The sequence below is a fragment of the Bradyrhizobium sp. URHC0002 genome (genome assembly GCF_054059515.1).
This window is the reverse complement of record NZ_JBSSCF010000001.1, coordinates 7,712,493-7,737,809: the sequence shown is the minus strand read 5'-3', so window position 1 is coordinate 7,737,809 and position 25,317 is coordinate 7,712,493. Positions and strand designations below refer to the sequence as shown.

Annotated in this window: 22 protein-coding genes; 16 read left to right on the top strand and 6 right to left on the bottom strand. The window is 63.4% G+C overall.

The window, feature by feature from the left end; all coding sequences use genetic code 11:
• Positions 1 to 541: 541 nt before the first annotated feature.
• From ACVWVY_RS37335 to ACVWVY_RS37320, 4 genes are all read left to right on the top strand, one after another.
• The gene (locus ACVWVY_RS37335) at positions 542 to 1,303 is read left to right on the top strand and encodes an SDR family NAD(P)-dependent oxidoreductase (RefSeq protein ID WP_456631091.1); all 762 of its coding nucleotides are present in this window, start codon (positions 542 to 544) and stop codon (positions 1,301 to 1,303) included.
• A gap of 41 nt (positions 1,304 to 1,344) precedes the next feature.
• Complete coding sequence (locus ACVWVY_RS37330) at positions 1,345 to 2,181, top strand: enoyl-CoA hydratase family protein (RefSeq protein WP_456631090.1); 837 nt, start codon at positions 1,345 to 1,347, stop codon at positions 2,179 to 2,181.
• Between the two features lie 204 nt (positions 2,182 to 2,385).
• On the top strand, positions 2,386 to 4,734 hold the full coding sequence (locus ACVWVY_RS37325; RefSeq protein ID WP_456631089.1) for a bifunctional salicylyl-CoA 5-hydroxylase/oxidoreductase: 2,349 nt from the start codon (positions 2,386 to 2,388) through the stop codon (positions 4,732 to 4,734).
• 78 nt (positions 4,735 to 4,812) lie between these two features.
• Positions 4,813 to 6,066, top strand: coding sequence for a flavin-dependent oxidoreductase (locus ACVWVY_RS37320; RefSeq protein WP_456631088.1), 1,254 nt, complete (start codon positions 4,813 to 4,815; stop codon positions 6,064 to 6,066).
• Between the two features lie 151 nt (positions 6,067 to 6,217).
• Here the strand turns inward: ACVWVY_RS37320 and ACVWVY_RS37315 are convergent, their stop codons facing one another.
• Both ACVWVY_RS37315 and ACVWVY_RS37310 read right to left on the bottom strand, forming a co-directional pair.
• On the bottom strand, positions 6,218 to 6,673 hold the full coding sequence (locus ACVWVY_RS37315) for a cupin domain-containing protein (protein ID WP_456631087.1): 456 nt from the start codon (positions 6,671 to 6,673) through the stop codon (positions 6,218 to 6,220).
• A 21-nt stretch (positions 6,674 to 6,694) separates the two neighbouring features.
• A complete protein-coding gene (locus tag ACVWVY_RS37310; protein ID WP_456631086.1) occupies positions 6,695 to 7,870 on the bottom strand; it encodes an ABC transporter substrate-binding protein in 1,176 nt (391 codons plus the stop codon).
• A gap of 228 nt (positions 7,871 to 8,098) precedes the next feature.
• Between ACVWVY_RS37310 and ACVWVY_RS37305 the strand changes: the two genes are divergently transcribed.
• A complete protein-coding gene (locus tag ACVWVY_RS37305; protein ID WP_456631085.1) occupies positions 8,099 to 8,593 on the top strand; it encodes a MarR family winged helix-turn-helix transcriptional regulator in 495 nt (164 codons plus the stop codon).
• 65 nt (positions 8,594 to 8,658) lie between these two features.
• On the opposite strand, the gene ACVWVY_RS37300 is transcribed toward ACVWVY_RS37305, so the two are convergent.
• Positions 8,659 to 9,678, bottom strand: a complete 1,020-nt coding sequence (locus ACVWVY_RS37300; RefSeq protein ID WP_456631084.1) for an AraC family transcriptional regulator — start codon at positions 9,676 to 9,678, stop codon at positions 8,659 to 8,661.
• Positions 9,679 to 9,926: 248 nt separating this feature from the next.
• On the opposite strand from ACVWVY_RS37300, the gene ACVWVY_RS37295 reads away from it, so the two are divergent.
• The 4 genes from ACVWVY_RS37295 to ACVWVY_RS37280 all read left to right on the top strand — a co-directional run bounded on the left by ACVWVY_RS37295 (position 9,927) and on the right by ACVWVY_RS37280 (position 14,298).
• Complete coding sequence (locus ACVWVY_RS37295) at positions 9,927 to 10,376, top strand: cupin domain-containing protein (protein WP_214486093.1); 450 nt, start codon at positions 9,927 to 9,929, stop codon at positions 10,374 to 10,376.
• Between the two features lie 84 nt (positions 10,377 to 10,460).
• Entirely contained in the window at positions 10,461 to 11,951 is a 1,491-nt protein-coding gene (locus tag ACVWVY_RS37290; RefSeq protein ID WP_456631083.1) for a flavin-containing monooxygenase, read from the top strand.
• A gap of 165 nt (positions 11,952 to 12,116) precedes the next feature.
• The gene (locus tag ACVWVY_RS37285; protein WP_456631082.1) at positions 12,117 to 13,814 is read left to right on the top strand and encodes a benzoate-CoA ligase family protein; all 1,698 of its coding nucleotides are present in this window, start codon (positions 12,117 to 12,119) and stop codon (positions 13,812 to 13,814) included.
• Between the two features lie 19 nt (positions 13,815 to 13,833).
• A complete protein-coding gene (locus ACVWVY_RS37280; RefSeq protein ID WP_456631081.1) occupies positions 13,834 to 14,298 on the top strand; it encodes a RidA family protein in 465 nt (154 codons plus the stop codon).
• A 22-nt stretch (positions 14,299 to 14,320) separates the two neighbouring features.
• On the opposite strand, the gene kynA is transcribed toward ACVWVY_RS37280, so the two are convergent.
• Both kynA and kynU read right to left on the bottom strand, forming a co-directional pair.
• Entirely contained in the window at positions 14,321 to 15,160 is an 840-nt protein-coding gene (gene kynA, locus ACVWVY_RS37275) for a tryptophan 2,3-dioxygenase (protein WP_456631080.1), read from the bottom strand.
• Entirely contained in the window at positions 15,157 to 16,350 is a 1,194-nt protein-coding gene (gene kynU, locus ACVWVY_RS37270) for a kynureninase (RefSeq protein WP_456631079.1), read from the bottom strand. The genes kynA and kynU overlap by 4 nt, the downstream gene beginning before the upstream one ends.
• Before the next feature lie 164 nt (positions 16,351 to 16,514).
• On the opposite strand from kynU, the gene ACVWVY_RS37265 reads away from it, so the two are divergent.
• Positions 16,515 to 17,345 carry an alpha/beta hydrolase gene (locus ACVWVY_RS37265; protein ID WP_456631078.1) on the top strand — a complete coding sequence of 277 codons (831 nt, stop codon included), beginning with the start codon at positions 16,515 to 16,517 and terminating at the stop codon, positions 17,343 to 17,345.
• Between the two features lie 69 nt (positions 17,346 to 17,414).
• Here the strand turns inward: ACVWVY_RS37265 and ACVWVY_RS37260 are convergent, their stop codons facing one another.
• Positions 17,415 to 18,935 (bottom strand): mannitol dehydrogenase family protein, encoded by a 1,521-nt coding sequence (locus ACVWVY_RS37260; RefSeq protein ID WP_456631077.1) that lies wholly within the window; start codon positions 18,933 to 18,935, stop codon positions 17,415 to 17,417.
• Positions 18,936 to 19,057: 122 nt separating this feature from the next.
• On the opposite strand from ACVWVY_RS37260, the gene ACVWVY_RS37255 reads away from it, so the two are divergent.
• From ACVWVY_RS37255 to uxuA, 6 genes are all read left to right on the top strand, one after another.
• Positions 19,058 to 19,795 (top strand): FadR/GntR family transcriptional regulator, encoded by a 738-nt coding sequence (locus ACVWVY_RS37255; protein ID WP_456631076.1) that lies wholly within the window; start codon positions 19,058 to 19,060, stop codon positions 19,793 to 19,795.
• A 79-nt stretch (positions 19,796 to 19,874) separates the two neighbouring features.
• A complete protein-coding gene (locus ACVWVY_RS37250) occupies positions 19,875 to 20,852 on the top strand; it encodes a sialic acid TRAP transporter substrate-binding protein SiaP (protein WP_456631075.1) in 978 nt (325 codons plus the stop codon).
• Positions 20,853 to 20,947: 95 nt separating this feature from the next.
• Positions 20,948 to 21,526 (top strand): TRAP transporter small permease, encoded by a 579-nt coding sequence (locus ACVWVY_RS37245; RefSeq protein WP_456631074.1) that lies wholly within the window; start codon positions 20,948 to 20,950, stop codon positions 21,524 to 21,526.
• 4 nt (positions 21,527 to 21,530) lie between these two features.
• Positions 21,531 to 22,937 carry a TRAP transporter large permease gene (locus ACVWVY_RS37240; RefSeq protein WP_456631073.1) on the top strand — a complete coding sequence of 469 codons (1,407 nt, stop codon included), beginning with the start codon at positions 21,531 to 21,533 and terminating at the stop codon, positions 22,935 to 22,937.
• Positions 22,934 to 23,980, top strand: coding sequence for an L-idonate 5-dehydrogenase (locus ACVWVY_RS37235; RefSeq protein WP_456631072.1), 1,047 nt, complete (start codon positions 22,934 to 22,936; stop codon positions 23,978 to 23,980). The genes ACVWVY_RS37240 and ACVWVY_RS37235 overlap by 4 nt, the downstream gene beginning before the upstream one ends.
• A gap of 31 nt (positions 23,981 to 24,011) precedes the next feature.
• Positions 24,012 to 25,202: a mannonate dehydratase gene (gene uxuA, locus ACVWVY_RS37230; protein WP_456632405.1), complete on the top strand. Its 1,191-nt coding sequence runs from the start codon at positions 24,012 to 24,014 to the stop codon at positions 25,200 to 25,202.
• The last annotated feature ends 115 nt before the right edge of the window (positions 25,203 to 25,317 follow it).

The following is a 25,317-nucleotide window of genomic DNA, read 5'->3' as shown; positions in this document are numbered from 1 at the left end:
CGAACGCGCGGTGAGATGCGGTGGACGCTGATGGCGCGATAGACGTACGCGCCTGAAGCGTACGGTGAAGTCGTGTGGTTCGGGCGCCGCGGTGCTGGCGTTAAGCTTGCGATAAGGAGCGCGGGCGACGGAGGCAAAAGAGCCGTTCTCCGGGAAGAGCACGAAGTAAGCCGTAAAGCCATTGCGCAGGGAAGGCCGGAATGCTCCCGCTGCCCTGTATGCTCGTGTGCAGTTTTGTTTGCGCAAATCGCACGCGAGACCGCGGGTGCAGCAAGCACCCGGTCTTCCCTGCGCCCTCTGAAAAGGAGGAGGGACAACGAAGATGCAAACCTCGGGCGAAATGCGCCGCGAGCTCGCCGCTTCACATTCAACTGTCATCACCCGCGAAGGCGGGTGATCCAGTATTCCAGAGACAGTAGTGATAGAGCCGAAAAGCCGCGGCGTACTGGATACCCCGCCTTCGCGGGGTATGACGGCGGCTTCCTTGCAAAAGCTTGAAGTTTAAAATATATGCTGAACCCTCATCCTGGAGGCCCAACCGATGTCCTCATTGTCGCGTTCCTCCCATGCGCTCGTCACCGGCGGCGGGCGGGGCATTGGGCTAGCGATATCGGCGGCGCTGTCGAAAGCCGGCGCGACGGTAACGGTGCTCGGCCGCAACCGCGCGACGCTGGATGAAGCCGTTGCATCCGGTGCGGCGCAGTTCGCAGCCGTTGCCGACGTCGCCGATCAGGGGTCGGTCAAATTGGCCGTGGCGGAAGCCGCCGCGCGGCAACCGGTCGACATCCTCATTGCCAATGCGGGCGCGGCGGAATCTTCGCCGTTCGGCCGTTCCGATGCGGCGCTGTTCCAGCGGATGATGGACGTCAATTTCATGGGCGTGGTTCATGCCACGCAGGCGGTATTGCCTGGAATGGTCGAGCGCCGCCACGGCCGGATCGTTGCCGTCGCGTCCACCGCCGGCCTCAAGGGCTACGCCTACGTCTCAGCCTACAGCGCGGCGAAACATGCCGTCATCGGCCTCGTTCGTTCGCTGGCGCTGGAGACGGCGAAGAGCGGGGTCACCGTCAACGCCGTCTGCCCCGGCTTCACCGAAACCGATCTGCTGGAAGGCTCGATCGACAACATCATCAAGAAGACCGGCCGCAGCCGCGAGCAGGCCATCTCGGAACTGTCGAAGCACAATCCGCAAGGACGCCTCGTGGCGCCGTCCGAAGTGGCTGATACCGTGCTCTGGCTCTGCGGCGAAGGCGCCGGCGCCATCACGGGCCAGGCCATCGCAGTTGCCGGCGGCGAGGTCTGATCGGCCGCCATATCGATAACGATCAAATTCAGGGAGATCCCATGAGCAAGCCCGCCAATCCCGTCACGTTGCCGCTGGTGGATTATTCGCCGAAGCATTTCCTGCTGGCCGTCGTCGATCGCGTCGCCACGGTGACGCTCAACCGCCCCGAGCGCAAGAATCCGCTGACCTTCGAAAGCTACCGCGAGCTCACCGATTTCTTCCGCGCCTGCGCGATGGATGACGAGGTCAAGACCATCGTCGTGACAGGTGCGGGCGGCAATTTCTCCTCGGGCGGCGACGTATTCGAGATCATCGGTCCGCTGGTGCAGATGGACACCAAGGGGCTGACCGCCTTTACCCGCATGACCGGCGATCTGGTGAAAGCGATGCGGGCGTGTCCGCAGCCGATCATTGCTGCCGTCGAAGGCATCTGCGCCGGCGCAGGCGCGATCATTGCCATGGCATCCGACCTGCGTCTGGCCGCCACCGGCGCCAAGGTCGCGTTCCTGTTCAACAAGGTCGGTCTCTCCGGCTGCGACATGGGCGCCTGCGCGATCCTGCCGCGCATCATCGGCCAGTCGCGGGCCTCGGAACTGCTCTACACCGGCCGCTTCATGACCGCGGAGGAGGGCGAGCGCTGGGGCTTCTTCAGCCGTATCGTCACGCCGGACGCGGTGCTGCCGCAGGCGCAGCTTATGGCCAAGCAGGTTTCCGAAGGCCCCACCTTCGCCAACACCATGACCAAGCGTATGCTGGCGATGGAATGGGCGATGTCGGTGGAGGAGGCGATCGAGGCCGAAGCCGTCGCCCAGGCGCTCTGCATGACCACGGAAGATTTCGCCCGCGCGTTCGAGGCGTTTTCGAACAAGCGGACCCCGGTGTTTGAGGGGAATTGAGCGTTGTTCCTCATGGTGAGGAGGCACGTAAGCGCCGTCTCGAACCATGCAGGGCCCCGATCCCACCCGCGGCCCATCCTTCGAGACGCCGCTCCGCGGCTCCTCAGGATGAGGCGGAGGGTGTGGCAACAGGGCTTGCCCCAAAATTGTTTTAGGCTTAAAGTAATTCCGAACTAGCCCGACAGCCTGTTTCGGAGGCGGTAGATGAAAATCGCGATAATCGGTGGTGGACCGGCCGGTCTCTATGCCGCGATCCTCCTGAAAAAACAGCGGCCCAACGCCGAGATCACGGTCTATGAGCGCAACCGCGCCGACGACACGTTCGGCTTCGGCGTGGTGTTCTCGGACGCCACGCTGGACAATTTCGAGAAATACGATCCGCCGAGCTACCGCCGCATCACCCAGGAATTCGCCTATTGGGACGATATTGCCGTGCATTTCCGCGGTACCGTCCACCGCGTCGGCGGTAACGGTTTTTGCGGTTGCTCACGCCGGACGCTGCTGCTGATCCTGCAGGAGCGCGCCCGCGAACTCGGCGTGACGATCCTTTTTGAAACCGATATCGACGACGAAGGCCGCTTTGCCGATGCCGATCTGATCGTGCTCGCCGACGGCATCAACAGCCGCTTCCGCGAAAAGCACATCGACCACTTCCAGCCGCAGATCGACCTGCGCTCCAATAAATTCGCGTGGATGGGCTCGACCAAGCCGCTCGACGCCTTCACGTTCATCTTCCAGGAGACGGAGTGGGGGCCGTTCATCGCGCACGCCTACCAGTATGAAACCGGCCGATCGACCTGGATTTTCGAGACCGATGCCGAAACCTTCCAGCGCGCCGGGCTCGAAGGCCTGAGCGAACAGCAATCCGCTGATCGGATGGCGGAAATTTTTGGTTGGTTCCTCGACGGCCATCCCCTGCTGATCAACCGCTCGATGTGGCGCAATTTCCCGATGATCCGCAGCCAGCGCTGGGTCAAGGACAACATGGTGCTGCTTGGCGATGCCAAGGCGACCGCGCATTTCTCGATCGGCTCCGGCACCAAGCTCGCGATGGAAGACGCCATTGCGCTGGCGGACGCCATGGCGCTGGGGCCGACGGTCGATGCCGCGTTGCAGACTTACGAGCACGGCCGGCGCGAGGAGGTCGAGAAGATCCAGCACGCCGCCGACGTCTCGCTGGTCTGGTTCGAGCATGTCGACCGCTTCTGGGATTTCGATCCCGTGCAGTTCGCGTTCGGGGTCATGACCCGCGCCAAGGCGATCACCTACGATAATCTGACGCTGCGCGCGCCGGAGTTCGTCCGCGAGGTCGACACGGCCTTTGCGAAGCAGGTCCGTTCAAAAGGCTTTGACGTCGATATAGACAAGCCCACGGCGCCGATGTTCCAGCCGCTCAAGCTGCGCGAGATGGAAGTCGCAAACCGCGCGGTGGTGTCGCCGATGTGCATGTACTCGGCAAAAGAGGGCGTGCCCGGCGATTTCCATCTGGTGCACTATGGCTCACGCGCGATCGGTGGCGCCGGGCTGATCTTCACGGAAATGACCTGCGTCGGCCGTGACGCCCGCATCACGCCCGGCTGTACTGGTTTGTGGAACGACGAGCAGCAGGCCGCCTGGACGCGGATCGTCGATTTCGTCCACGCCAACTCGGCGGCAAAGATCTGCCTGCAGCTTGGACACGCCGGCCGAAAGGGCGCGACCAAATTGATGTGGGATGGCATGGACCGGCCACTGGAGCAGGGCGGCTGGGACACGATCTCGGCGTCGCCATTGCCTTACTTCCCCGACAGCCAGGTGCCGCGCGAGATGGATCGCGCCGCGATGGACCGCGTCAAGCAGGAGTTCGTGGCGGCGACCTTGCGCGGCGAGGCCTGCGGCTTCGACATGCTGGAGCTGCACTCCGCCCACGGCTATCTGCTGGCAAGTTTCATCTCGCCGCTGACCAACACGCGCGCCGACGAATATGGCGGCTCGCTCGCCAACCGGCTGCGCTATCCGCTGGAAGTGTTCGCGGCGATGCGCGCGGCATGGCCGGCACATAAGCCGATGTCGGTGCGCATTTCAGCCACCGACTGGGTCGCGGGCGGCATCACCGGCGACGACGCGGTGGCGGTCGCGCGTGCGTTCGGCGAGGCCGGCGTCGATCTGGTCGACGTCTCCACGGGCCAGACCGTGCGGGACGCGCAGCCGATCTACGGCCGGATGTTCCAGACGCCGTTCTCCGATCAGGTCCGCAACGAAGCCCGGGTCGCGACCATGTGCGTCGGGAACATCACCACCGCGGATCAGGTCAACACCATCCTCGCCGCGGGACGGGCCGACCTCGTGGCGCTCGCCCGGCCGCATCTGGTCGATCCGTCGTTCACGATGCGGGCGGCGGCCTGGTACGGCGCCGATATCGCCTGTCCGCCGCAATATCTGCCGGGCAAGGAGCAGATCTTCCGCAACAGCGTGCGCGACCGGCAGGATTTCGAGGACCTCAAAATTAAGGGTAAGCCGAAAACCCGCGCCGAGCTGAAAGCCGAGGCGACAAAGCCGCTTGCGGCCGAATAGGCCGAATGGCAGGCTCTATCCGTCCCTCTGCCCGCGCTAGCGGGGAGAGGTTGAGGTGGGTTGAGTGGAGTTACGCGGATGAAGGCAATCATCGTCGGAGGCGGCATCGGCGGCCTTACCACTGCGCTGATGTTGCGCGCGCGCGGCATCGACTGCGAATTGTTCGAACAGTCCGACACCATCCGCGAACTCGGTGTCGGCATCAACACGCTGCCGCATGCGATCCGTGAATTGACCGCTCTCGGTCTGCTCGACCGGCTGGATGCCGCCGCTGTTCGCACCGACCAATTGTATTATCTCAACCGCCACGGCCAGGAAGTCTGGCGCGAGCCGCGCGGGCTCGACGCCGGCCACGACGTGCCGCAATTCTCGGTTCATCGCGGTCGCCTGCAAAGCGTGATCCACCGCGCCGTCGAGGAGCGGCTCGGGCCTGAGGCGATCCACACCGGCTGCCGTCTCGGCACGTTCGCGCAGCACGAGGGCGGCGTGGTTGCGCACTTCTTCGACCGCACCGGCGCCCATGTCAAAACCGCGCGCGGCGATATCCTTGTTGGCGCCGACGGCATTCATTCGCGGGTGCGCGAGATGCTGTTTCCGGACGAGGGGCCGCCGTGCTGGAATGGCTTGATGCTGTGGCGCGGCGCGCGCGACTGGCCAGCGTTCCTGACCGGCCGTTCGATGATCGTGGCCGGCGGACTGAATGCCAAGGTGGTGGTGTATCCGATCGCGGAAGGCTCAAGCCCCGCCAGCCGGCTGACCAACTGGGCGGTGTTGGTGAAGATCGGCGAGAGCAATTCGGCGCCGCCGCGCCGCGAGGACTGGTCGCGGCCCGGCAAGCGCGAGGAGCTGATGCCGCACGTCGAGCGGTTCTCGGTGCCCCATGTCGACGTGCGCAGCCTGATCTCGGCGACGCCGGAATTCTACGAATACCCATGCTGCGACCGCGACCCGCTGCCGTACTGGACCTGGGGCCGGGTGACGCTGCTCGGCGACGCCGCCCATCCGATGTATCCGGTCGGTTCCAACGGCGCATCGCAGGCGATCCTCGATGCCCGCGCGCTGGCCGATGAACTGGCGCGAGCGGAGCATCCACGTCAGGCGCTGGTGGCCTATGAGAAGAAGCGCCTGCCGATGACGGCGGAGATCGTGCGCTCGAACCGCCGGGGAGGCCCCGAGGGCGTGATCGACGCGGTCGAGCAACTGGCGCCGGATGGCTTCACCGATATCGAGAAGGTGCTGAGCCACGCCCAGCGCGAGGCAATCGTGCGCGGCTATGCCTCCAAGGCCGGCTTCGCCCCGCCGCCGCTGGGACTGGCGGCGGTGCGGGCGTAAGAGCTGCAAAGAAGGTCCTCATCCCTGCATAACGGCTTCGCCGTTATTGCTGGAGGAGCCGCGAAGCGGCGTCTTGAAGGATGACCGCACGGGGGCTTCATGGTTCGAGACGGCGCTGAAGAAGCGCCTCCTCACCATGAGGATCGGCTGCTCACGCGCCCGGAGGCGGCGGCAGGAAGTGGATGTTGTGCTCGGCGGCCAGCGCCACCACTGCGTCCGGCTTCTGCTCCTTCATGTTGTGGATCGCCCAGAACAGGTCGTAGAGCCGCTGCGTCGGCGACACCCAGAACAAGGTCTTCGCGGTGCGGCCGGACTTGTTGAAGATGCCGTGCGGCTTGCCCATCGGCAGCCGCACCAGATCGCCCGGCGTGGCCTGTGTCTCGGCGCCGTCGAGGAAGAAGTCGAGCTGGCCCTCGAGGATGTAGAGATATTCATCCTGGTCGGGATGGATGTGCGGCGGCACGAAGGTCTCGGGCGGGAATGTCGCATGCCATGAGAAGGAATGCTCGGTGACGTGTTTCGGCACATAGGTCTGGCCGAGGATGCTCCAGGAGATTCCCTGGATGCCTTCATTGGCGCGGGTGATGCCGGCGATTTCGGTCTTCATGGTGTCGCTCCCTCTCGATGATTATTTGCCCGCCGTGCAATCCTTGGCGTAGCGATCGCCGTAGTTCGAAAACACCTTCTCGACGATCTCGGTCTGGAATTTTCCGTCCGGACGCTTGGCGACCTTGGTGAGATAGAAATTCTGGATCGGATAGCCGTTGATGTTGAACTTGAAATCGCCGCGCAGCGAAGCGAACTCGGCCTTCTTCAGCGCGGCCGACACCGCGTCCTTGTTCTTGAGGTCGCCGTTGACCGCCTTCACCGCGCTGTCGATCAGCATGGCCGTATCATAGCCCTGCATGGCGTAGGTGCCGGGCACGCTGTTGTAGGCAGCCTCATAGGCGGCGACAAATTTCTTGCTCTGGGGATTGTCCATGTCCGGCGCCCAGTTGGCGCCGCCGAACATGCCGACGGCGGCGTCCTGCTGCGCGGGCAGGGTGGATTCATCGACCGTGAAAGCCGACAGCACCGGGATCTTGTCGGCGAGGCCGGCCTGCCGCAACTGCTTGACGAGGCCGACGCCCATGCCGCCCGGCATGAAGGTGAACAGCGCATCGACCTTGGAAGAAGCGATCTTGGTCAGCTCGACCTGGAAATCCAGCGTACCCAGCGGCGTGTAGCTTTCCTCGGCGATTTCACCCTTGTAGTCGAGCTTGAACCCGGCCGCCGAGTCCTTGCCGGCCTGATAGTTCGGCACCAGCACATACATGCGCTTGTAACCGCGGTCCTGCGCGACCTTGCCGAGGATCTCGTGAACCTGGTCGTTCTGGTAGGAGGTCACGTAGAAGAACGGGCTGCACTCCTTGCCGGCGTAGCTCGATGGCCCCGCATTCGGACTGATCAGAAACGTCTTGTTCTCGGTGACCGGCCGGTGAATGGCCTGCAGGATGTTGGAAAAGATCGGTCCGACCACGAAGTCGACCTTCTCGCGTTCGAGCAGGCCCTTGGCCTTGGTCACGGCGCCATCGGGCTTGAGTTCGTCGTCGACAACGACGACCTCGACATCCTTGCCGGCCATCTTGCCGCCGAGGTCCTTGATTCCGAGTTGGAGGCCGTCGCGTGATTGCTGGCCTAGCACGGCCGCCGGCCCGGACAAGGTCGTGATCACGCCGATCTTGATTTTCTCCTGCGCTGCGGCCGGCGTGGCGGCAACACCCAGCACAACGGCAAGTCCGGTCAGCTTCAACGACTGCTTCATGATTATTCCTCCATTCGGCCTCAGCAGCCGAAACCCACGCCACACCAAATGCTCAAGATACAGCTTATTCTGATGATGACCGCACCTGCAAGCTGCGCCGGGTGCCATGCAATCCCCGCGCCAATTGCTTGAAACTTAAAGAAATCTGGACAATGATCCAAAGCTGCGATCTGTTCGATTCCCCCAAGGTCCGAATTCTTCGAAGCCCAAAGCAGACAAGATCACACAATGACTCTCGATTCAGAGACCAAGGCCGTCGAACTCCCCGAGCATCATGGCGACGAACTCAGGCTGTGGCTTCGCCTGTTGACCTGCACGACTCTGATCGAGGGCGAGGTGCGCAGCCGGTTGCGCGAACGCTTCGATGTCACGCTGCCGCGGTTCGATCTGATGGCCCAGCTCGACAAGGTGCCGGAGGGCATGACGCTGTCAGATGTCTCCAAGCGGATGATGGTCTCGAACGGCAACGTCACCGGGCTCGTCGAGCGCCTCGTCGAGTCCGGCCATCTCGACCGCCGCACGTCGGACGCCGACCGCCGCGTGCAGGTAATCCGCTTGACCAAGGCAGGACGGGCCGAATTCCGCAAGATGGCGGCGGAGCATGAGTTGTGGATTGCCGATGTCTTCGGGGACCTGACGCCGAAGGATGTTCGCGAACTGATGCGGCTGCTGGCCAAGACCAAGGCGTCAGCGCAGAAATCCGCGAAGGCGCGAACGGGCTGAAGGCGCTGCGGGAAGGGTGATGCGTTGAGGGATGTGGACTACGAGACCGAGTACAATCGCGCGCGCTAGTTCATCCCGCGCAGCGTCGCCGAGGGCGTCTCGCCGAACTTGGCCCGATAGGCGCTCGCCATCCGGCTCAGATGGGTAAATCCAAGTTCGAATGCGATGTCGGTGATGCTCTCGTCAGGGGAGGCGGCGCCCAATCTGACATTGAGATGCGCGAGCCGGATGTCGCGCAGCATCTCCGAGATCGAGGTTCCGAAATGCCGCTGGAAGCCGAGCTGCAGGGCGCGGATGCCTGTACCCGCGGCTTCGGCCAGTTGCGCAAGGTCGAGCGGCTCGTCCGCGTGCGCATACAGAAACTCGCGCGCCCGCCGCAACGACTGCGGCAGCGCTTCGGCGCGGCCGCCAAATCGGTCGATCGCATCGCTCGCGCTGTGGCGCTGGCCGTGGAGCAAGGCACCCAACAAAGTCTCGCGCAGATTGGCCGCTGCGATCGGCGAAAGTGGCCGTGCCGGTCCGAGGCGTTCGGCGAGATCGACGAACTGCGAAATCTGCGACTGAAGCGCTCGACCACCCGCAGAAGTGAGATCGACCGCGGGCTCGAACTCCACCGCGCCCGTCGACCGGCCCGACAGCGCCGCAGCCCGTTGCTCCAACAGACGGCGCTCGACCAGCAGAATGAGCTGGGCGCAATTGCCCTGCCAGGTCATTCGGGTGGGGATCGTCGGCGACAACAGCGAAGCGCTGGCGCCGGGAGTGGCTGCGATGTCGCGCGCCGCCGTCTGGATCTGCGCCGAACCGTGCACGGGGATTTGCAACAGGAAGAAGCGTTCGAGACAGCCGGGGTCGATCGACACCGACCCGCCATAGGCGACATAGTTGACGGACAATCCGCCAAAGAGCGCACTGTTATGCAGCGCAAAAAAGTCGGGTGATGTCCTGTGCTCGGGCGTAAGTCGGTGCGGGCAGAATATCCGCCCGACCGCATCGGCGGCATCGTCGACGCTGCCGGTCGAAACGCGGTTGAACGCCGCCAGCCGGGCGGCGGGGTCATGCTGGGGAATGCTGGTCGCTCTCGCCACGGCCCGGCCCTTCGCATTATTTGAAGCCTATAATATCGGCGCGGTCTGTTATTGGAAAGGCGATTTGTTGGTGTTTGCCTGCCTGGTCTGGAGGCAAGAGCCGTCTTTTCGCGCCGCAACAAGCAGAAAAATTTCTGTCCGCGGCCGACGGATTCGTTTTCTGGCTAGACGGTCGGGCCGCCGGGCCGCAGCTTGCGCGAACAAGTTGGACACCAAGAACCACCCACTGCGACAGAGGAGACGGCGACATGGCAGCGCTCGAAAAAGGCATCACCGCCAGCGGCACGGGCTACGGCGGCAAGACCTGGAATATCCTGGGTCAGGTCTACTTCCCCAAAGCCGTGACCGATTCAACCTTTGCCTTTGAGACCAACAGCGAACCCGGCCAGTTCGTGCCGGTGCACGTCCACCCGACGCAGGATGAGTTCATCCTGGTGCAGGAGGGCACCCTCGATCTCAAGCTCGACGGCGTCTGGGTGCAAGCCAAGGCCGGTGACCTCGTTCGGATGCCGCGCGGCATTCCGCATGGCTATTTCAACAAGTCCGACAAGCCGGCGCGCGCGCTGTTCTGGGTGTCGCCGATGCAGAAGCTGGAGGCGCTGTTCAACCAGCTTCACAATCTGACCGATCCCGAAGAGGTGGTCCGGATCTCGGCGCAGCACGAGGTGAACTTTTTGCCGCCCGAGGCCAACGAATAGCTTCGCCACCGCCGGGCAACTGCGCCGGAAATCGCAATGCGTTGAGCCCTCAATACTCGGGCCGATCCCTGCTGGAGAATTGTCATGGTCAGGCAGAAACAGGTTTGTATCATTGGCGCCGGTGTATCGGGGCTCGCAGCGGCAAAAGCCTTCGCCGCGCGTGGACATCAGATCACGATCATCGAGCGCAGCGGCGATCTCGGCGGGGTCTGGGAGCCGGCGCGGTCCTATCCCGAGGTGCAAACGCAAAGCCCGAAGGATCTCTACCGCTACACCGACAAGGCGATGCCGGATTCCTATCCGGAGTGGCCGAAGGGCCCGCAGGTCCACGCCTATCTGACCGAGTACGCCAAGGACAATAATCTGCTCGGCGCTATCCGCTTCAACACTTCCGTGGTGCAGATGGATCGTCGGCCCGATTCCGCGCCGGGCTGGCGGCTCGAACTGCGGGGACCGGATGGCAGCGTTCGTCACGAGGATTTCGATTTTGTCGCTGTTTGTACCGGGCAGTTCAACGAACCCCAGACGCTCAGCCTGCCCGGCGAAGAATCGTTCAAGGCGCAGGGCGGGCGCATCATGCACTCCTCGCAATACAACGATCCTGTCATCGCCAAGGGCCGCAAGATCGTCGTGCTCGGCGGTTCGAAATCGGCGACGGACATCGCGGTCAATGCGGTCAATTCCGGCGCTGCCGAGGTGACGCTGGTGTACCGCGAGCCGGTATGGCGGATTCCCTATTTCATCGGCGGCCTGGTCAATTTCAAACGCATTCTCTACATCCGCGCGCAGGAGGAGATGTTCCGGAGCTGGGGCATCGGAGCGATGTCGCGGTTCGCGCATGCGGTCGCAAAGCCGTTCGTCTGGGCCAACTGGCGCGGACTGGAGAGCCTGCTGAAAGTTCAGCTCAAGCTCGGCAAATGCGACATGGTGCCGAAAGAGCGGATCGAGGACGGCGTCAATTGCTCAGTGCCAATCGCAACCCCGGGATTCTTTCCGATGGTCGCCGACGGCCGCATCAAGGCTATCAGAGGCAGCTTCGATCGCTACGACGGCAATTCGATTGTGATGACCGGCGGGCAGCGCGTCCAGGCCGATGTTGCCGTGCTCGCGATCGGCTACAAGCTGGGGGTGCCGTTCCTTTCGCAGGCGTACCGCGACAGACTGGTTGAGCCCGACGGGCAGTACCGGCTGTATCGGCTGATCGCCAATCCGGACCTTCCCGAGATGGGATTCGTCGGTTTCAATTCCAGCTTCTGTACGGTGCTGTGCGCAGACCTCGCCGCGAACTGGCTGGTGCGCTACGCCGATGGCCAGCTCGCCCGTCAGCCCACGCCCAAGGAGATGCGGGACAACATCGAGATGATGCTGCATTTCAGGCGCGTCGAGCGGCCGGCGGCCGGGGTCTATGGCGGGTTGTGCGTGGCGCCCTATCATTTCAAGCATTTTGACGAGTTGATGTCGGATATCGGCGTGTCCGGACGCCGGGCGAACCCGCTGGTGGAGAAATTTACCCCGCCCGATGCCGCGGCCTATGGCCGCTTCCTGGCCTCGGCGCCGGCCTACCGCGCAGCCTGACGGGTTCCCCTTGGAGCGCCGCCAGCTGATTTTGGCGGCGGAGAGGTCCGATTCCGCACTTGCGAAAAATTGTTTTAAGCCTAAAATGATTTGCGAGACGGCGTTGCCGGGCGTCCTCGATATTGATCTCGAGCCTTTCATTGCTGGAAGCGAGGGGAGATGAAAATGTCAGGTAGAACTCCCAGCCAATCTCTTGGTAGGTCTCTTGGCCCGTCGGGCCATGTCGACGATTTCGCGCGGCGAAACCTGCCGCCGTCCGACCAGTGGCCGGACCTGCTGCTCGACCGGCCGGAGTTTCAATATCCGGAATATCTGAATGCCGCGGTCGAACTGACCGACCGTATCGTCGAAAGAGGCTGGGGCGACCGGATCGCGCTGATCGGCAACGGCCGCCAGCGCACCTACAAGGAACTGGCCGACTGGTCCAACCGCCTCGCGCACGCGCTGGTGGAGAATTACGGCGTCAAGCCCGGCAACCGCGTCCTGATCCGTTCCGGCAACAATCCGGCGCTGGTCGCAGCCTGGCTTGCGGCCACCAAGGCAGGCGCGGTCGTCGTCAACACCATGCCGATGCTGCGCGCCGGCGAACTGACCAAGATCATCGACAAGGCCGAGATCGCGCTGGCGCTGACCGACAGCCGCATCGCCGATGAACTGGTCGCCTGCGCGAAGACCAGCCGGTTTCTCAAGCAGGTGGTGAATTTCGACGGCACGTCCAACCATGATGCCGAGCTCGACCGGGTGGCGCTGAACAAGCCGGTGAAGTTCGACGCCGTGAAAACGGGACGTGACGACGTAGCCCTGCTGGGATTCACCTCGGGCACCACGGGCGAACCCAAGGCGACGATGCATTTCCATCGCGACCTCATGATCGTTGCGGATGGTTACGCCAGGGAAGTCCTCAACGTGACCGAGGACGACGTTTTCGTCGGCTCGCCGCCGCTGGCCTTTACATTCGGGCTCGGTGGGCTCGCGATCTTCCCCCTGCGGTTCGGCGCGACCGCCACGCTGTTGGAAAACGCGGCGCCGCCCGAAATGGTCAGGATCATCGAGACCTACAAGGCGACGATCTGCTTTACCTCGCCAACCGCGTATCGCGCGATGATGGCCGCGATGGACAAGGGCGCCGATCTGTCGTCGCTGCGGATCGCGGTCTCCGCCGGCGAAACCTTGCCCGCGCCGGTGTTCGAAAGCTGGACCCGCAAGACCGGCAAGACCATTCTCGATGGCATCGGATCGACCGAGCTGCTGCACATTTTCATCACAAACCGCGTCGGCGACGCGGTTGCCGGGACGACAGGGCAACCGGTTTCCGGCTATGAGGCGAAGGTCGTCGACGACAACATGAACGAATTGCCTGATGGTACGGTTGGCAAGCTTGCGGTGCGCGGACCGACTGGCTGCCGCTATCTTGCCGACAGCAGGCAATCGAACTATGTGCGCGACGGCTGGAATCTGACGGGTGACTCCTTCGTCCGCGGCGCGACCGGCCGGCTGTCCTTTGTCGCCCGTTCGGACGACATGATCGTCTCCTCCGGCTACAACATCGCAGGCCCCGAGGTCGAAACGGCGCTGCTGTCGCATCCTGCCGTCGCCGAATGCGGCGTGGTCGGCGCGCCCGACGAGGCGCGCGGCATGATCGTCAAGGCCTATGTGGTTTTGGCGGGTGGCGCCAAGGGCGACGCCGCGCTGACCCAGGCGTTGCAGGATCACGTCAAACAGACCATTGCACCCTATAAATATCCGCGTGCGATCGAATTTGTCGCGCAACTGCCGAAGACCGAAACCGGCAAGCTGAGGCGCTTTGCGCTGAGGCAGATGGCCGCCGGCGGCCCGGCGTCGCCAGGCATCGCCGCGGAATAACGCTTGAACCTGATGGAGAATGCCGGTGACCGCGCCCAAAGGCCCCACACTGAGTGTGGTGCCTAATCCCAAGACCGATACCTCGTCGTCCGGCCCGCAAGTGCTGCAGCCGAGCGGCTGGCCGATGCCGAAAGGATACGCCAACGGCATGGCGGCCGATGGCCGTCTCGTGGTGACTGGTGGCGTGATCGGCTGGGATACGCAAGGGCATCTGGCGCCCGACTTCGTCGCGCAGGTGCGTCAGACGCTTTCCAACATTTCCGAAATCCTTGCCGTCGGCGGCGCTGGACCTCAGCATCTGGTGCGCCTGACCTGGTATGTCGTCGACATCGAGGAATATCTCGCGAGCCTGAAGGAGCTCGGCCGCGTCTATCGCGAAATCTTCGGCGCGCATTATCCGGCGATGGCGCTGGTGCAGGTGGTGCGTTTGGTCGAGAAAGCCGCTCGCGTCGAGATCGAAGCTACCGCAGTGGTGCCGCGCTGAAACCCGCTTGTCGGGTGTCGTCCTAAAGCTCTGTTCTCAGTTTCCAGAGTTCCGGAAAAAGTTCGACCTCGAGCATCTTGCGCAAGTAGGAGACGCCCGACGTGCCGCCAGTTCCGCGCTTAAGGCCGATGATGCGCTCGACCGTCGTGACGTGGTTGAAGCGCCAGCGGCGGAAATAGTCCTCGAAATCGACCAGCTTTTCCGCCAGCTCATAGAGCATCCAGTGTTTCGCTGGTGACGCATAGACGGTCTTCCAGGCCGCCAAAACCTCGTCGTTTGGCGTGCGCTTGACGCGCCAGTCGGTTCGGCGTGCGTCTTCGCCGATGTCAAAACCGTTGCGCGCCAGGAGCAGCAGCGCCTCGTCATAGAGGCCCGGCTCGGCGAGAATCTCCTCGAGCTTTGCCGTGATGTCGGGGCGGTGGGCATGCGGGCCAAGCAGCGCCAGATTGCGATTGCCGGCGAGGAACTCGATCGCGCGATACTGGTACGACTGGAAACCGGAGGACTGCCCGAGCTGGTCGCGAAACTCGGTGTATTCGCTGGGTGTCATCGTCCGCAACACATCCCAGGCGGTATTGAGCTGCTCGAAGATCCGCGCTATGCGCGACAGCATCTTGAAGGCGGGCTGCAACCGGTCGTGGCGGATCGCCTTGATGGCGGAACGGAGTTCGTGGATGGCGAGCTTCATCCAGAGTTCGGAAGTCTGGTGCTGGATGATGAACAGCAGTTCGTCATGCGCGTCCGAGAGCGGCTCTTGCGCGTCCAGAACGCGTTCCAGATGCAGATAATCGCTGTAGGACATGCGCCCGTCGAACGACATCTGGGCTCCCTCACGCGGGGAGTCGTCGGGCTTGCCGGTCATGTTACGAGCGCCTTCTTGCGGTAATCCGCGGTATCCCAGCGGCGATTGGTCAAGACGTCAGCGATGATTTCAACTGCCGCGCGAACCTCGGCTTCTCCGATGTAGAGCGGCGTAAAGCCGAAGCGCATCATGTCCGGCGCGCGAAAGTCGCCTATCACGTCGCGCGCGATCAGAGCCTGCATGATCGCGTAGCCATCCGGGTGACGAAACGAAACCTGGCTGCCGCGCTGCTTTCCGTCCCGCGGCGAAGCCAGCGTCAGTTCGGGACAACGTCCTTCAACTTCGCGGATGAACAGGTCGGCGAGCGCGATCGATGCATCGCGCACGTCGGTCATGCTGACGCCGTCCCAGATGTCGAGGGCGGCGTCGAGCGCGGCCATCGCAATGATCGGGGGCGTACCGACCCGCATTCGCTCGATGCCCGGCCCGGCCCGATAGTCGAGGTCAAAGGCAAAGGGCGCGTCATGACCCATCCAGCCGGAAAGCGCCGGCCGCGCCGTATCGGCGTGCTTCGGCGCTACATAGATGAAGGCCGGTGCGCCGGGACCGGCATTGAGATATTTGTAGGTGCAGCCGACGGCGAAATCGGCCTCAGTACCTTCCAACTCGACCGGAATTGCGCCTGCGGAATGCGCCAGATCCCAGACCGTCAACGCCCCGGCGGCATGCGCCTTGCGCGTCAGTGCGCGCATGTCGTGCAGCCGGCCGGTGCGATAGTCGACCTCGGTCAGCATCAGCACCGCGATCGTGTCGTCGATGGCGGCTTCGACGTCTTCGGGGGCCACCACCTTCAACGCGTAGCCACGGTCGAGCGATTCAAGCAGGCCGCTGGCGATGTAGAGATCGGAAGGAAAGTTGCCGGTGTCCGACAAGATCACGCGCCGCGACGGATTGAGCTCGAGCGCCGAGGCAAGCGCCTGGTAGACTTTGATGGACAGCGTATCGCCAACCACCACCGTGCCGTCGGCAGCGCCGATCAACCGGCCGATGCGGTCGCCGACACGCCGCGGCTGCGTCATCCAGCCGGCGACGTTCCAGCCCTTGATGAGGTGCTTGCCCCATTCCTCCGATATCATGCGGCCGACGCGATCGGCGGCGGCAACGGGCAGGGGACCGAGCGAATTGCCGTCCAGATAGATCACGCCATCCGGGATGGCGAACCGGGATTTCGTTCGCGTGAAATCGGTCATGTGTTTCCCTGGTGCGAGCCCGACGGAATTATTCGCGCTGACATCGATTATTTCAAGCTTAAAATTTATGGGCGAAAGGTGCGCTTCCCGGTATAGACTGGCTGCCTGCGGGCATCGATCGGACATCCGCCCGGCCCACAGAATCGAAATGGAAAGCGAACCGCGTGATTTTTCATCAGATTTCCGACTGGAGCGACGCCTACGCGAATGCTCCGAACATTCCGGGCGGCGAACGCTGGCCGGCGGCCTGGGTGCAGCCCGCGCAGGCCTATCGCGATGCGCTTCAAGGTGGCGGCCGCGCGACGCTCGATATCAGCTATGGCGAGCACGCACGAAACGGCTTCGATCTCTTTGTACCGGAAGGCCGGCCAAAGGGTCTCGTCGTCTTCGTCCATGGCGGATTCTGGAAGGCGCTCGACAAGAGCTTTTGGTCGCATCTCGCACGCGGATCGGTTGAAAGCGGCTATGCGGTGGCGATGCCGTCCTACACGCTGTGCCCGGCTGTGCGCATCTCCGAGATCACGCGCGAAATTGCCGCGGCCGTCGAGCGTGCCGCTGCGATGGTCGAAGGTCCGCTTTTTCTGGCCGGCCATTCCGCCGGCGGGCATCTGGTGACACGCATGATTTCGGCGACGTCGCCGCTCCCGGACGATGTCCGGGCGCGCATCAGCCACACCGTCTCCATTTCCGGCCTTCATGACCTTCGTCCGCTGATGAACGCCGCGATGAATACGGAGTTGCGGATCGACGAGGCCGAGGCGCGCGTGGAAAGCCCCGCATTGCTGGAGCCGATACGGAACGCACGCGTGACGTGCTGGGTGGGCAGCGCCGAGCGCCCGGAATTCGTCCGCCAGAACGCGCTTCTCGCCAACATCTGGACCGGGCTCGGCGCGAAAACCTGCGTGATCGAAGAACCCGGCCGGCATCATTTCGATGTCATCGACGGGCTCGCCGATCCCGATCACCCACTCACCAGGACGTTGCTGTCGCCTTAGCCTGCTGAATTCCGGAAACGAACGGCGATCGCGGTGTGGCCTTGCCGCCAGGTGGTTCTGACCTGCAAATCATGCTGGCTGAAACGTCTGCACCGTCTGCCGTGCACCCAGGGCATAGAGTTTTGAGAGCGCCCCGGTGACGGCGGTGCGCATGCGGGGATCGCTGCCGAGGGTACCGAAAATCGAGTGCACCTCCAGCAGCGCGGGAGCAAGGCGCTCCGCGCTTGGGCCGGCGCGCTCGGCGATGTCAGCCAGGTCCTTGGCAAGCGGATCGCGCACGTCGATGGCGCGTCCTTGTTCGTCCTTTGCGGTGACGTAGCGCATCCAGCCGGCTACCGCGAGCGCATGCGTGTCAATCGAAAGGCCCAGCCGCAACCGGTCCTGCATGGTGGCGAGCAGCCGCTGCGGCAGTTTCTGCGAGCCGTCCATCGCGATTTGCCAGGTACGGTGATGCAGGGCGGCATTGGAAAAGCGCTGCAGCAGCGATGCACTATAGGCGGCGAGGTCCGTGCCTTCAGGCATCGTAAGCGTCGGCGCCGCGTCCTGCATCACCTGTCTGGCAAAGGCCGCAAAGCGAGGATCGGTCATGGTGGAAGCGATGGTCTCGTGGCCGGCGAGATAGCCGAGATAGGCCAGCGCCGAGTGACTGGCGTTGAGCAGCCGCAGTTTCATGTGCTCGAACGGCGTCACATCCGAGACCATCTGCACGCCTGCGGCCGCGAAATCCGGCCGTCCGGCCGGAAAGCGATCTTCAACGATCCATTGCGTGAATGGCTCCGTCACCACCGGCCAAGCGTCGGTCATGCCGAGTGCGGAGGAAACCTCTGATCGGTCGAGGTCGGTGGTCTCCGGTACGATCCGGTCCACCATGGTCGAAGGGAAGGCCACCTCGGCTTCAATCCATTTGGCGAGGTTGCCCGATCGCAAGGCGGCGAACTGCGCCACGATCCGCCCCACCGTATGGCCATTGGCGGAGAGATTGTCGCAGGACAGAACGGTGAAGGGGGCGGCCCCCGCAATCCGCCGACGAGCCAGCGCGGCTACCAGAAATCCGATGGCCGAGCGCGGCGTGCCCGGATTCTGCAGGTCATGAACGATGTCGGGATGATTTTCGTCCAGGTCGCCAGTTTGCGGCGTGTGACAATAGCCCTTCTCGGTGACCGTCAGCGAGACGATGCGCGTGGCCGGGTCGGTGAGGCGCGCGATCAAAGGGGCAGGTTTCTCGTTGGCGACTTCGCATGCGAGAACCGAACCGATGATCCGGTGATCGGTGCCCGCGCCGGAACGAACGGCCAGGGTGTAGAGGCAATCCTGCGGGGCGAGGGCATCCCGCGTCTCCGCACTTCGCAAGCTCGCCCCGACGATTCCCCAATCCGTCGCGCCACTTGCAAGGAGGTCGTCGATGACCACCGCCTGGTGGGCCCGGTGGAACGCGCCAATTCCGAGGTGAACGATGCCCGGCGTGACGCCCGAGCGGTCATAGGCCGGACGCCGGATCTGGCCGGGGAGCCGATCAAGGCTGGCATTCGAGAGGCGGAAATCGCCGTCTTTCGGGCCGGAAACGTGATTTTTCGCCGTTTCGCTTGACATGGGGGGCTCGATCTATCAATCCTTGGTCAATTGGTAAGGCCAATATTTCCGATTTATTGGCCTTGGCCCGATCAAAGCAAGAAAAATCGATCACGTAAGGGGATCGTCAGGGAGAGACGAGCGTGCCGCTCGAAGCCGTGGAAGCGCGACGCCTTTATCGCCAGGTTGCCGATCAGCTCCGCGCCTTGATCGACAGCGGCGAATACGGCGTGGGCAGCCGGCTTCCGACCGAGCGCGATCTTGCCGAACAGTTGAAGGTGTCGCGGCCGACGGTGCGCGAAGCCCTGATCGCCCTGGAAGTCGAGGGCCGGGTTCGGATTCGCGTCGGTTCCGGAATTTATGTCAGCGAGCCGGCGGCGCTTGCGCCGCTCTTGCCGGTGGCGGCCGAGATCGAAGGTCCATTCGAACTCTTGCGCGCGCGCGAATTCCTCGAAGGCGCCATCGCCGAACAGGCGGCGCGGGTAGCCACACCTGAAGACATCGCGCGTATCGACGCTTCGCTGGAAGCGATGGCATCCGTGCAGCATCCCGGCGAAGCCTCGATGATCCATGACCGCGCGTTTCATGTCGCTGTAGCCGGATGTCTCGACAACGCCGTGCTGGTCCGTGTGGTCGGCGATTTGTTCGACCAGCGGCTCAATCCCTACTTCGCCAAGCTCGCGCACTATTTCGAGAATCCGAAATCCTGGAATGCGGCGCTGGCCGAGCACCGGGCGATCCGCGATGCCATTGCCGCGCATGATCCGGACGCGGCGCGCATGACGATGCGCGACCACCTGGCGCGTTCGCAGGCCCGCTTTGCGCAGAATTTCGGAACGGAAGCTTCGCCCGCTTCCAGCGTCCGCGCAAGGAGCGGCTGAACGACGAGAATTCGAACGGCTCGGCGAAATGCCGGGCCGGTTGAGTAAAAAAGCAAATTGTAGCAAGGGAGGAATTCACGTGTTGAAGAAATTGACGATTGCATTCGCGGCATCGGCCACCGCGCTGTTGGCGGCGACCACATCGGGCATGGCGCAAACCAAGCTCAAATGGGCCCACGTCTACGAAACCTCGGAGCCGTTCCACACCGCTTCCGTCTGGGCCGCCGGCGAAATCGGCAAGCGCACCAATGGGCGCTATGCGATCGACGTCTATCCGGCTTCGCAGCTCGGCAAGGAAACCGATATCAACCAGGGGCTCGCGCTCGGCTCAGTCGACATGATCATTTCCGGCTCGAGCTTCGCGGCGAAAAGCTATCCGCCGATCGGCGTGACCTATTATCCCTACACCTTCCGCGACGCCGAGCATCTCCTGGCCTACACCAAGAGCGACGTTTTCAAGGAGCTCACCAAGGGTTACGAGGACAAGAGCGGTCACCACATCGTGGCGGTGACCTATTACGGCGTGCGTCACACCTCCTCGAACAAGGCGATCAAGACCTGCGCCGACATGAAGGGCCTCAAGATTCGCGTGCCTGACGTTCCGGCCTATCTCGCGATGCCGCGCGCCTGCGGCGCCAACACCGCGCCGATCGCCTTTGCCGAGGTCTATCTCGCGCTGCAGAACGGCACGGTGGAAGCCCAGGAAAACCCGCTCACCACGATCGAAGCCAAGAAGTTCTACGAGGTGCAGAAGCACATCGTGCTGACCGGCCACATCGTCGATCACCTCAATACGGTCGTCGCCGGCGCGCTCTGGAAGAAGCTCTCGGAAGAGGATCGCAAGATCTTCACCGAAGTCGCCCAGGAAGCGGCTACCAAGGCCACCGCGGAGATCAAGACCAACGAAGCCAAGCTGGTCGATTTCTTCAAGCAGAAGGGCCTGACGGTGACCGAGATCAACAAGGACGAGTTCCGCGACACCGTGCTCAAGACCACGACCTTCGAGAGCTTCGATTACCGCAAGGCCGACTGGGATCGCATCCAGGCGGTGAAATAACGGAGCAGCTTTGCCGTGCTTGCCACCATGTGTGGCCGGCACGGCGAGGGCCCACCGGAGTTTCCGGTCATCAATGCCAGCCTCGGAGAGGGCGCATGTCGACGGTTGAAGTTCACAAGCAGATCACGGCGGACGAGATCGCCCATACCTTCGAGGACGAGGTCCCCAAGGGTGCGGATCTGAGCCAGTATGCGCCCGAGGACTGGCTGGCGCTCGCGATCTTCTGGATCATGGCGCTGTCCGTGTTCCTGCAGTTCTTCACCCGCTATGTCCTCAACGACAGCTATGCCTGGACCGAGGAGATCGCGACCTACTGCCTGATCGGCGTGGTATTCATCGGCTCGGCGATGTGCGTGCGGCTATCGCGGCACATCCAGGTCGATCTCTTGTTCCGCTATTTGCCGCATCTGCCGGCGCGCGCTCTGTCAACCGTCATCGACCTGATCCGGATCGCGTTCTTTGGATACGCCATCAAGCTGGTGTGGCAGTTCATCCAGATCATCGGCGACGAGCGGATGACCACGATCAAGTTTCAAAAGGGTTTTGTTTATTACGCCGTGCTGCTCGGCTTCGCGCTGATGTTCGCACGCTCGATCCAGATCGCGGTCGAGAACTGGCGGCGGGGCTATTCGATTCTGGAGCGCCCCGGCGCATTCGACGGAACGGAAGGGTAGGGCGATGCTGCTGCTGCTTGGGGGATTTCTGCTGCTGATGCTGCTCGGCCTTCCGGTCGCGCTGGCCATGGCGGTGTCGTCGCTGGTCTATATTCTCGTCTCCGGCATCACGCCCGACGTGACGCTGGCGCAGCGCATGATCGCCGGCGTCGAGAGTTTTCCGCTGCTCGCCGTGCCGTTCTTCATTCTGGCCGGCAATCTCATGAACATCGCGGGCGTGACCGGGCGTATCTACAAGTTCGCGGTCGCGCTGGTGGGGTGGATGCGCGGCGGTCTCGGCCACGTCAATATCATCGGCTCGGTGATCTTTTCCGGCATGTCCGGCACAGCTATCGCTGACGCCGCGGGGCTCGGCACCATCGAAATCAAGGCGATGAAGGATCACGGCTATTCGACGGAGTTTTCCGTCGGCGTGACGGCAGCATCCGCAACGCTGGGTCCGATCATTCCGCCATCGCTGCCGTTCGTCATTTACGGCATGATGGCCAACGTCTCGATCGGTGCGCTGTTTCTCGGCGGCGTGATTCCCGGCGTGGTAATGACCCTGTTCATGATGGCGACGGTGGCCTATTTCGCGCACAAGAACGGCTGGGGCAGTGACTCGCCGTTCTCATGGGCGCAGCTCGGATCGGCCGGCCTCGAAATCTTCATCGTCCTGGCTTTCCCGCTGGTGGTCTGGCTCCTGGTCGTCGCCGGGATGTCGGTGAACATGGCGGTCGGCATCGGCCTCGTGGTGCTGCTGGCGCTCGATTGGTATTTTGATTTCTCCGCCGTGATGGCGCTGATGGCGCCGGTCATCCTGATCGGCGGCATGACGCTCGGCTGGTTCACACCGACGGAGGCCGCGGTGGCTGCCGTGATCTGGTCGCTGTTTCTGGGGCTGGTGCGTTATCGGTCAATGACGCTGCAGACGGTGGCGAAAGCGACCTTCGATACCATCGAGACGACGGCCTCGGTGCTGTTCATCGTCACCGCGGCCTCGATCTTTGCGTGGCTGCTGACGGTGTCGCAGGCAGCGCAGACGCTGACCGATGCGATGCTCGGCATCACCCAGAACAAGTGGGTGTTCCTGCTGCTCGCCAACATCCTGATCCTGTTCGTCGGCTGCTTCATCGACACTATCGCGGCCATCACCATCCTGGTGCCGATCCTGCTGCCGATCGTTCTGAAACTGGGCATCGATCCCATTCATTTCGGCCTGATCATGACGCTGAACCTGATGATCGGCCTGTTGCACCCGCCGCTCGGCATGGTGCTGTTCGTGCTCGCCCGCGTGGCAAAGCTTTCCGTCGAGCGCACGACCATGGCGATCTTGCCGTGGCTGGTGCCGCTCCTGCTGGCGCTCGTCGCCATCACCTACATCCCCGAACTGACGCTCTGGCTACCTAAATACATGGGACTCTCAAAATGACATCGATGGCTTTGGCCGCAACGCTGTTCGGCCCGGAAGATCTGCGAATGGTCGAGCGGCCGCTCGATCCCCTGGCATCAGGCATGGTACGCATTCGTTTCGGCGCCGGCGGCATCTGCGGCTCCGACATGCATTATTATCGCCATGCCCGCACCGGCGATTTTGTGGTGACCTCACCGCTGGTGCTCGGCCACGAGATCGCTGGCGAAGTGGTCGAGATCGCCGGCTCCGCGCCGGACGTGAAGGTCGGCGACCGTGTCGCCCTCAATCCGTCGCGCTGGTGCGGTCACTGCAAACCTTGCCGCGAGAACCGGCTCAATCTCTGCGAAAACATCTTCTTCATGGGCTCGGCCTCGAAGACCCCGCACATGCAGGGCGGCTTTGCGTCTTACTTCGACGCCATCCCGGCGCAATGCGTGAAGATTCCCGATCACGTGACGTATCAGGCGGCAGCGCTCGCCGAGCCGCTGGCGGTATGCCTGCACGCGGTCGCCCGCGCCGGCGACGTCAATGGCAAGCGTGCCGTGCTGTTCGGCGCCGGCCCGATTGGTCTCCTTACCATGCTGGCCGCGCAGCGCGCAGGGATCGCGGAGACCACCGTTGTCGACATCGCGGCGGCGCCGCTGGCTTTCGCCACGAGGCTCGGCGCCAACCACGTCGTCGATATCTCAGGCGGCGATGAGGCGCTGAAGGCCGAGGCCGCGGCGCGCCCGTTCGATGTCGCGTTTGAAGTCTCGGGGACGGCCGCTGGCCTTGCCAGCGCCATCGGCGTCGTCAGGCGCGGCGGCGTCGTGGTCCAGGTCGGCAATCTGCCGGGCGGGCAGATCCCGGTGCCGGCCAATGCTGTCATGGCCAAGGAGATCGACCTCCGCGGCTCGTTCCGCTTTGGATCCGAATTCTTCACCGCGGTCGAACTGATCGCCGATGGCAGCGTGGATGTGCTTTCGCTGGTGACGGCCCAGCGCCCGCTTTCGGTCGCGCCCGATGCGGTGCGGCTGGCGCTCGACCGCTCGCAAAGCGTCAAGGTCGTGCTGACGGCTTGAGCGTACTTTTCGTTTCAGGAGAACTTGCATGATGCTGCAGGGATGGCGGTGGTACGGGCCCAATGACCCCGTATCGCTCGATGATATCCGCCAGGCCGGCGCGACCGACGTGGTGACGGCGCTGCATCAGGTGCCGATCGGGGAGGCCTGGACGCGCGAGGCCGTCGAGGAACGCAAGAACCTGATCGAGAACGGCCAGCCCGGCCGTTCGCCGCTGACCTGGTCGGTGGTGGAATCGATTCCGATACCCGACGACGTCAAGCGGCTGGGGGGCAAGGCGACGCGCTCAATCGAGGCCTGGATCGCAAGTCTCGAGGCCGTCGCCGCGTCCGGCATCAAGCTCATCTGCTACAATTTCATGCCGGTCGTGGACTGGTGCCGCACCGATCTCGAATGGGAGCTGCCGAACGGCGCCAAGGCGATGCGCTTCGATCAGGAGCGCTTCGCGGCGTTCGATCTGCATATCCTGGAGCGCCCCGAGGCGCCGGCCGAATATTCGGAAGGAGCGCGGCGTCGCGCCAAGGAGGTCCATTCGGGGATGACGCAGGCCGATATCGATGTCCTCGTCACCAACATTGCCAGCGCGCTGCCGGGCTCCACGACCGATCCGCTGACGATCCCGCAATTCCGCGACCGCTTGCAGCAATATCGCGGCATCGATTCCGCGGTGCTGCGCCGCCACCTCAGCGAATTCCTCGCGCGTGTGACGCCGGTCGCCGAATCCCTCGGCGTGACGTTGACGCTGCATCCGGACGATCCGCCGCGCCCGCTGTTCGGCCTGCCGCGCATTGCGTCCTCGGCGGAAGATTACCAGGCGCTGTTCGATGCCGTGCCCTCGAAGGCCAACGGTATCTGCTTCTGCACCGGCTCGCTCGGCGTGCGCGCGGAAAACGATTTGCCCGCGATGGCCAAACGTTTCGCGCCGCGGATCGGCTTTGCGCATCTGCGCGCGACCAAGCGGGAAGACGACGGCCTTTCGTTCTTCGAGTCCGATCACCTCGACGGCGACGTCGACATGATCGCGGTGCTCAAGGCGCTGCTCGCCGAGAACCGCAAGCGTTCATCGCGCGACCAGATCGTGTTCCGGCCGGATCACGGTCATCGCATGCTCGACGATCTCGCGGAAACCAAGCGGACCAATCCCGGCTATACCGCGATCGGTCGGCTGCGCGGCCTCGCCGAACTGCGCGGCGCCATCCGCGCCATCGAACACGCCGGCTGACGCCTGAGGCGCGCACTCACGCCTGCCGGCTGCTTTTTTTGCCGGCAGCTCATTCCCGCGCCATCGCGGCGCATAGGGAGTTTTTCTGGTTCCGCGTCCGGCCCTCCGCTATAAT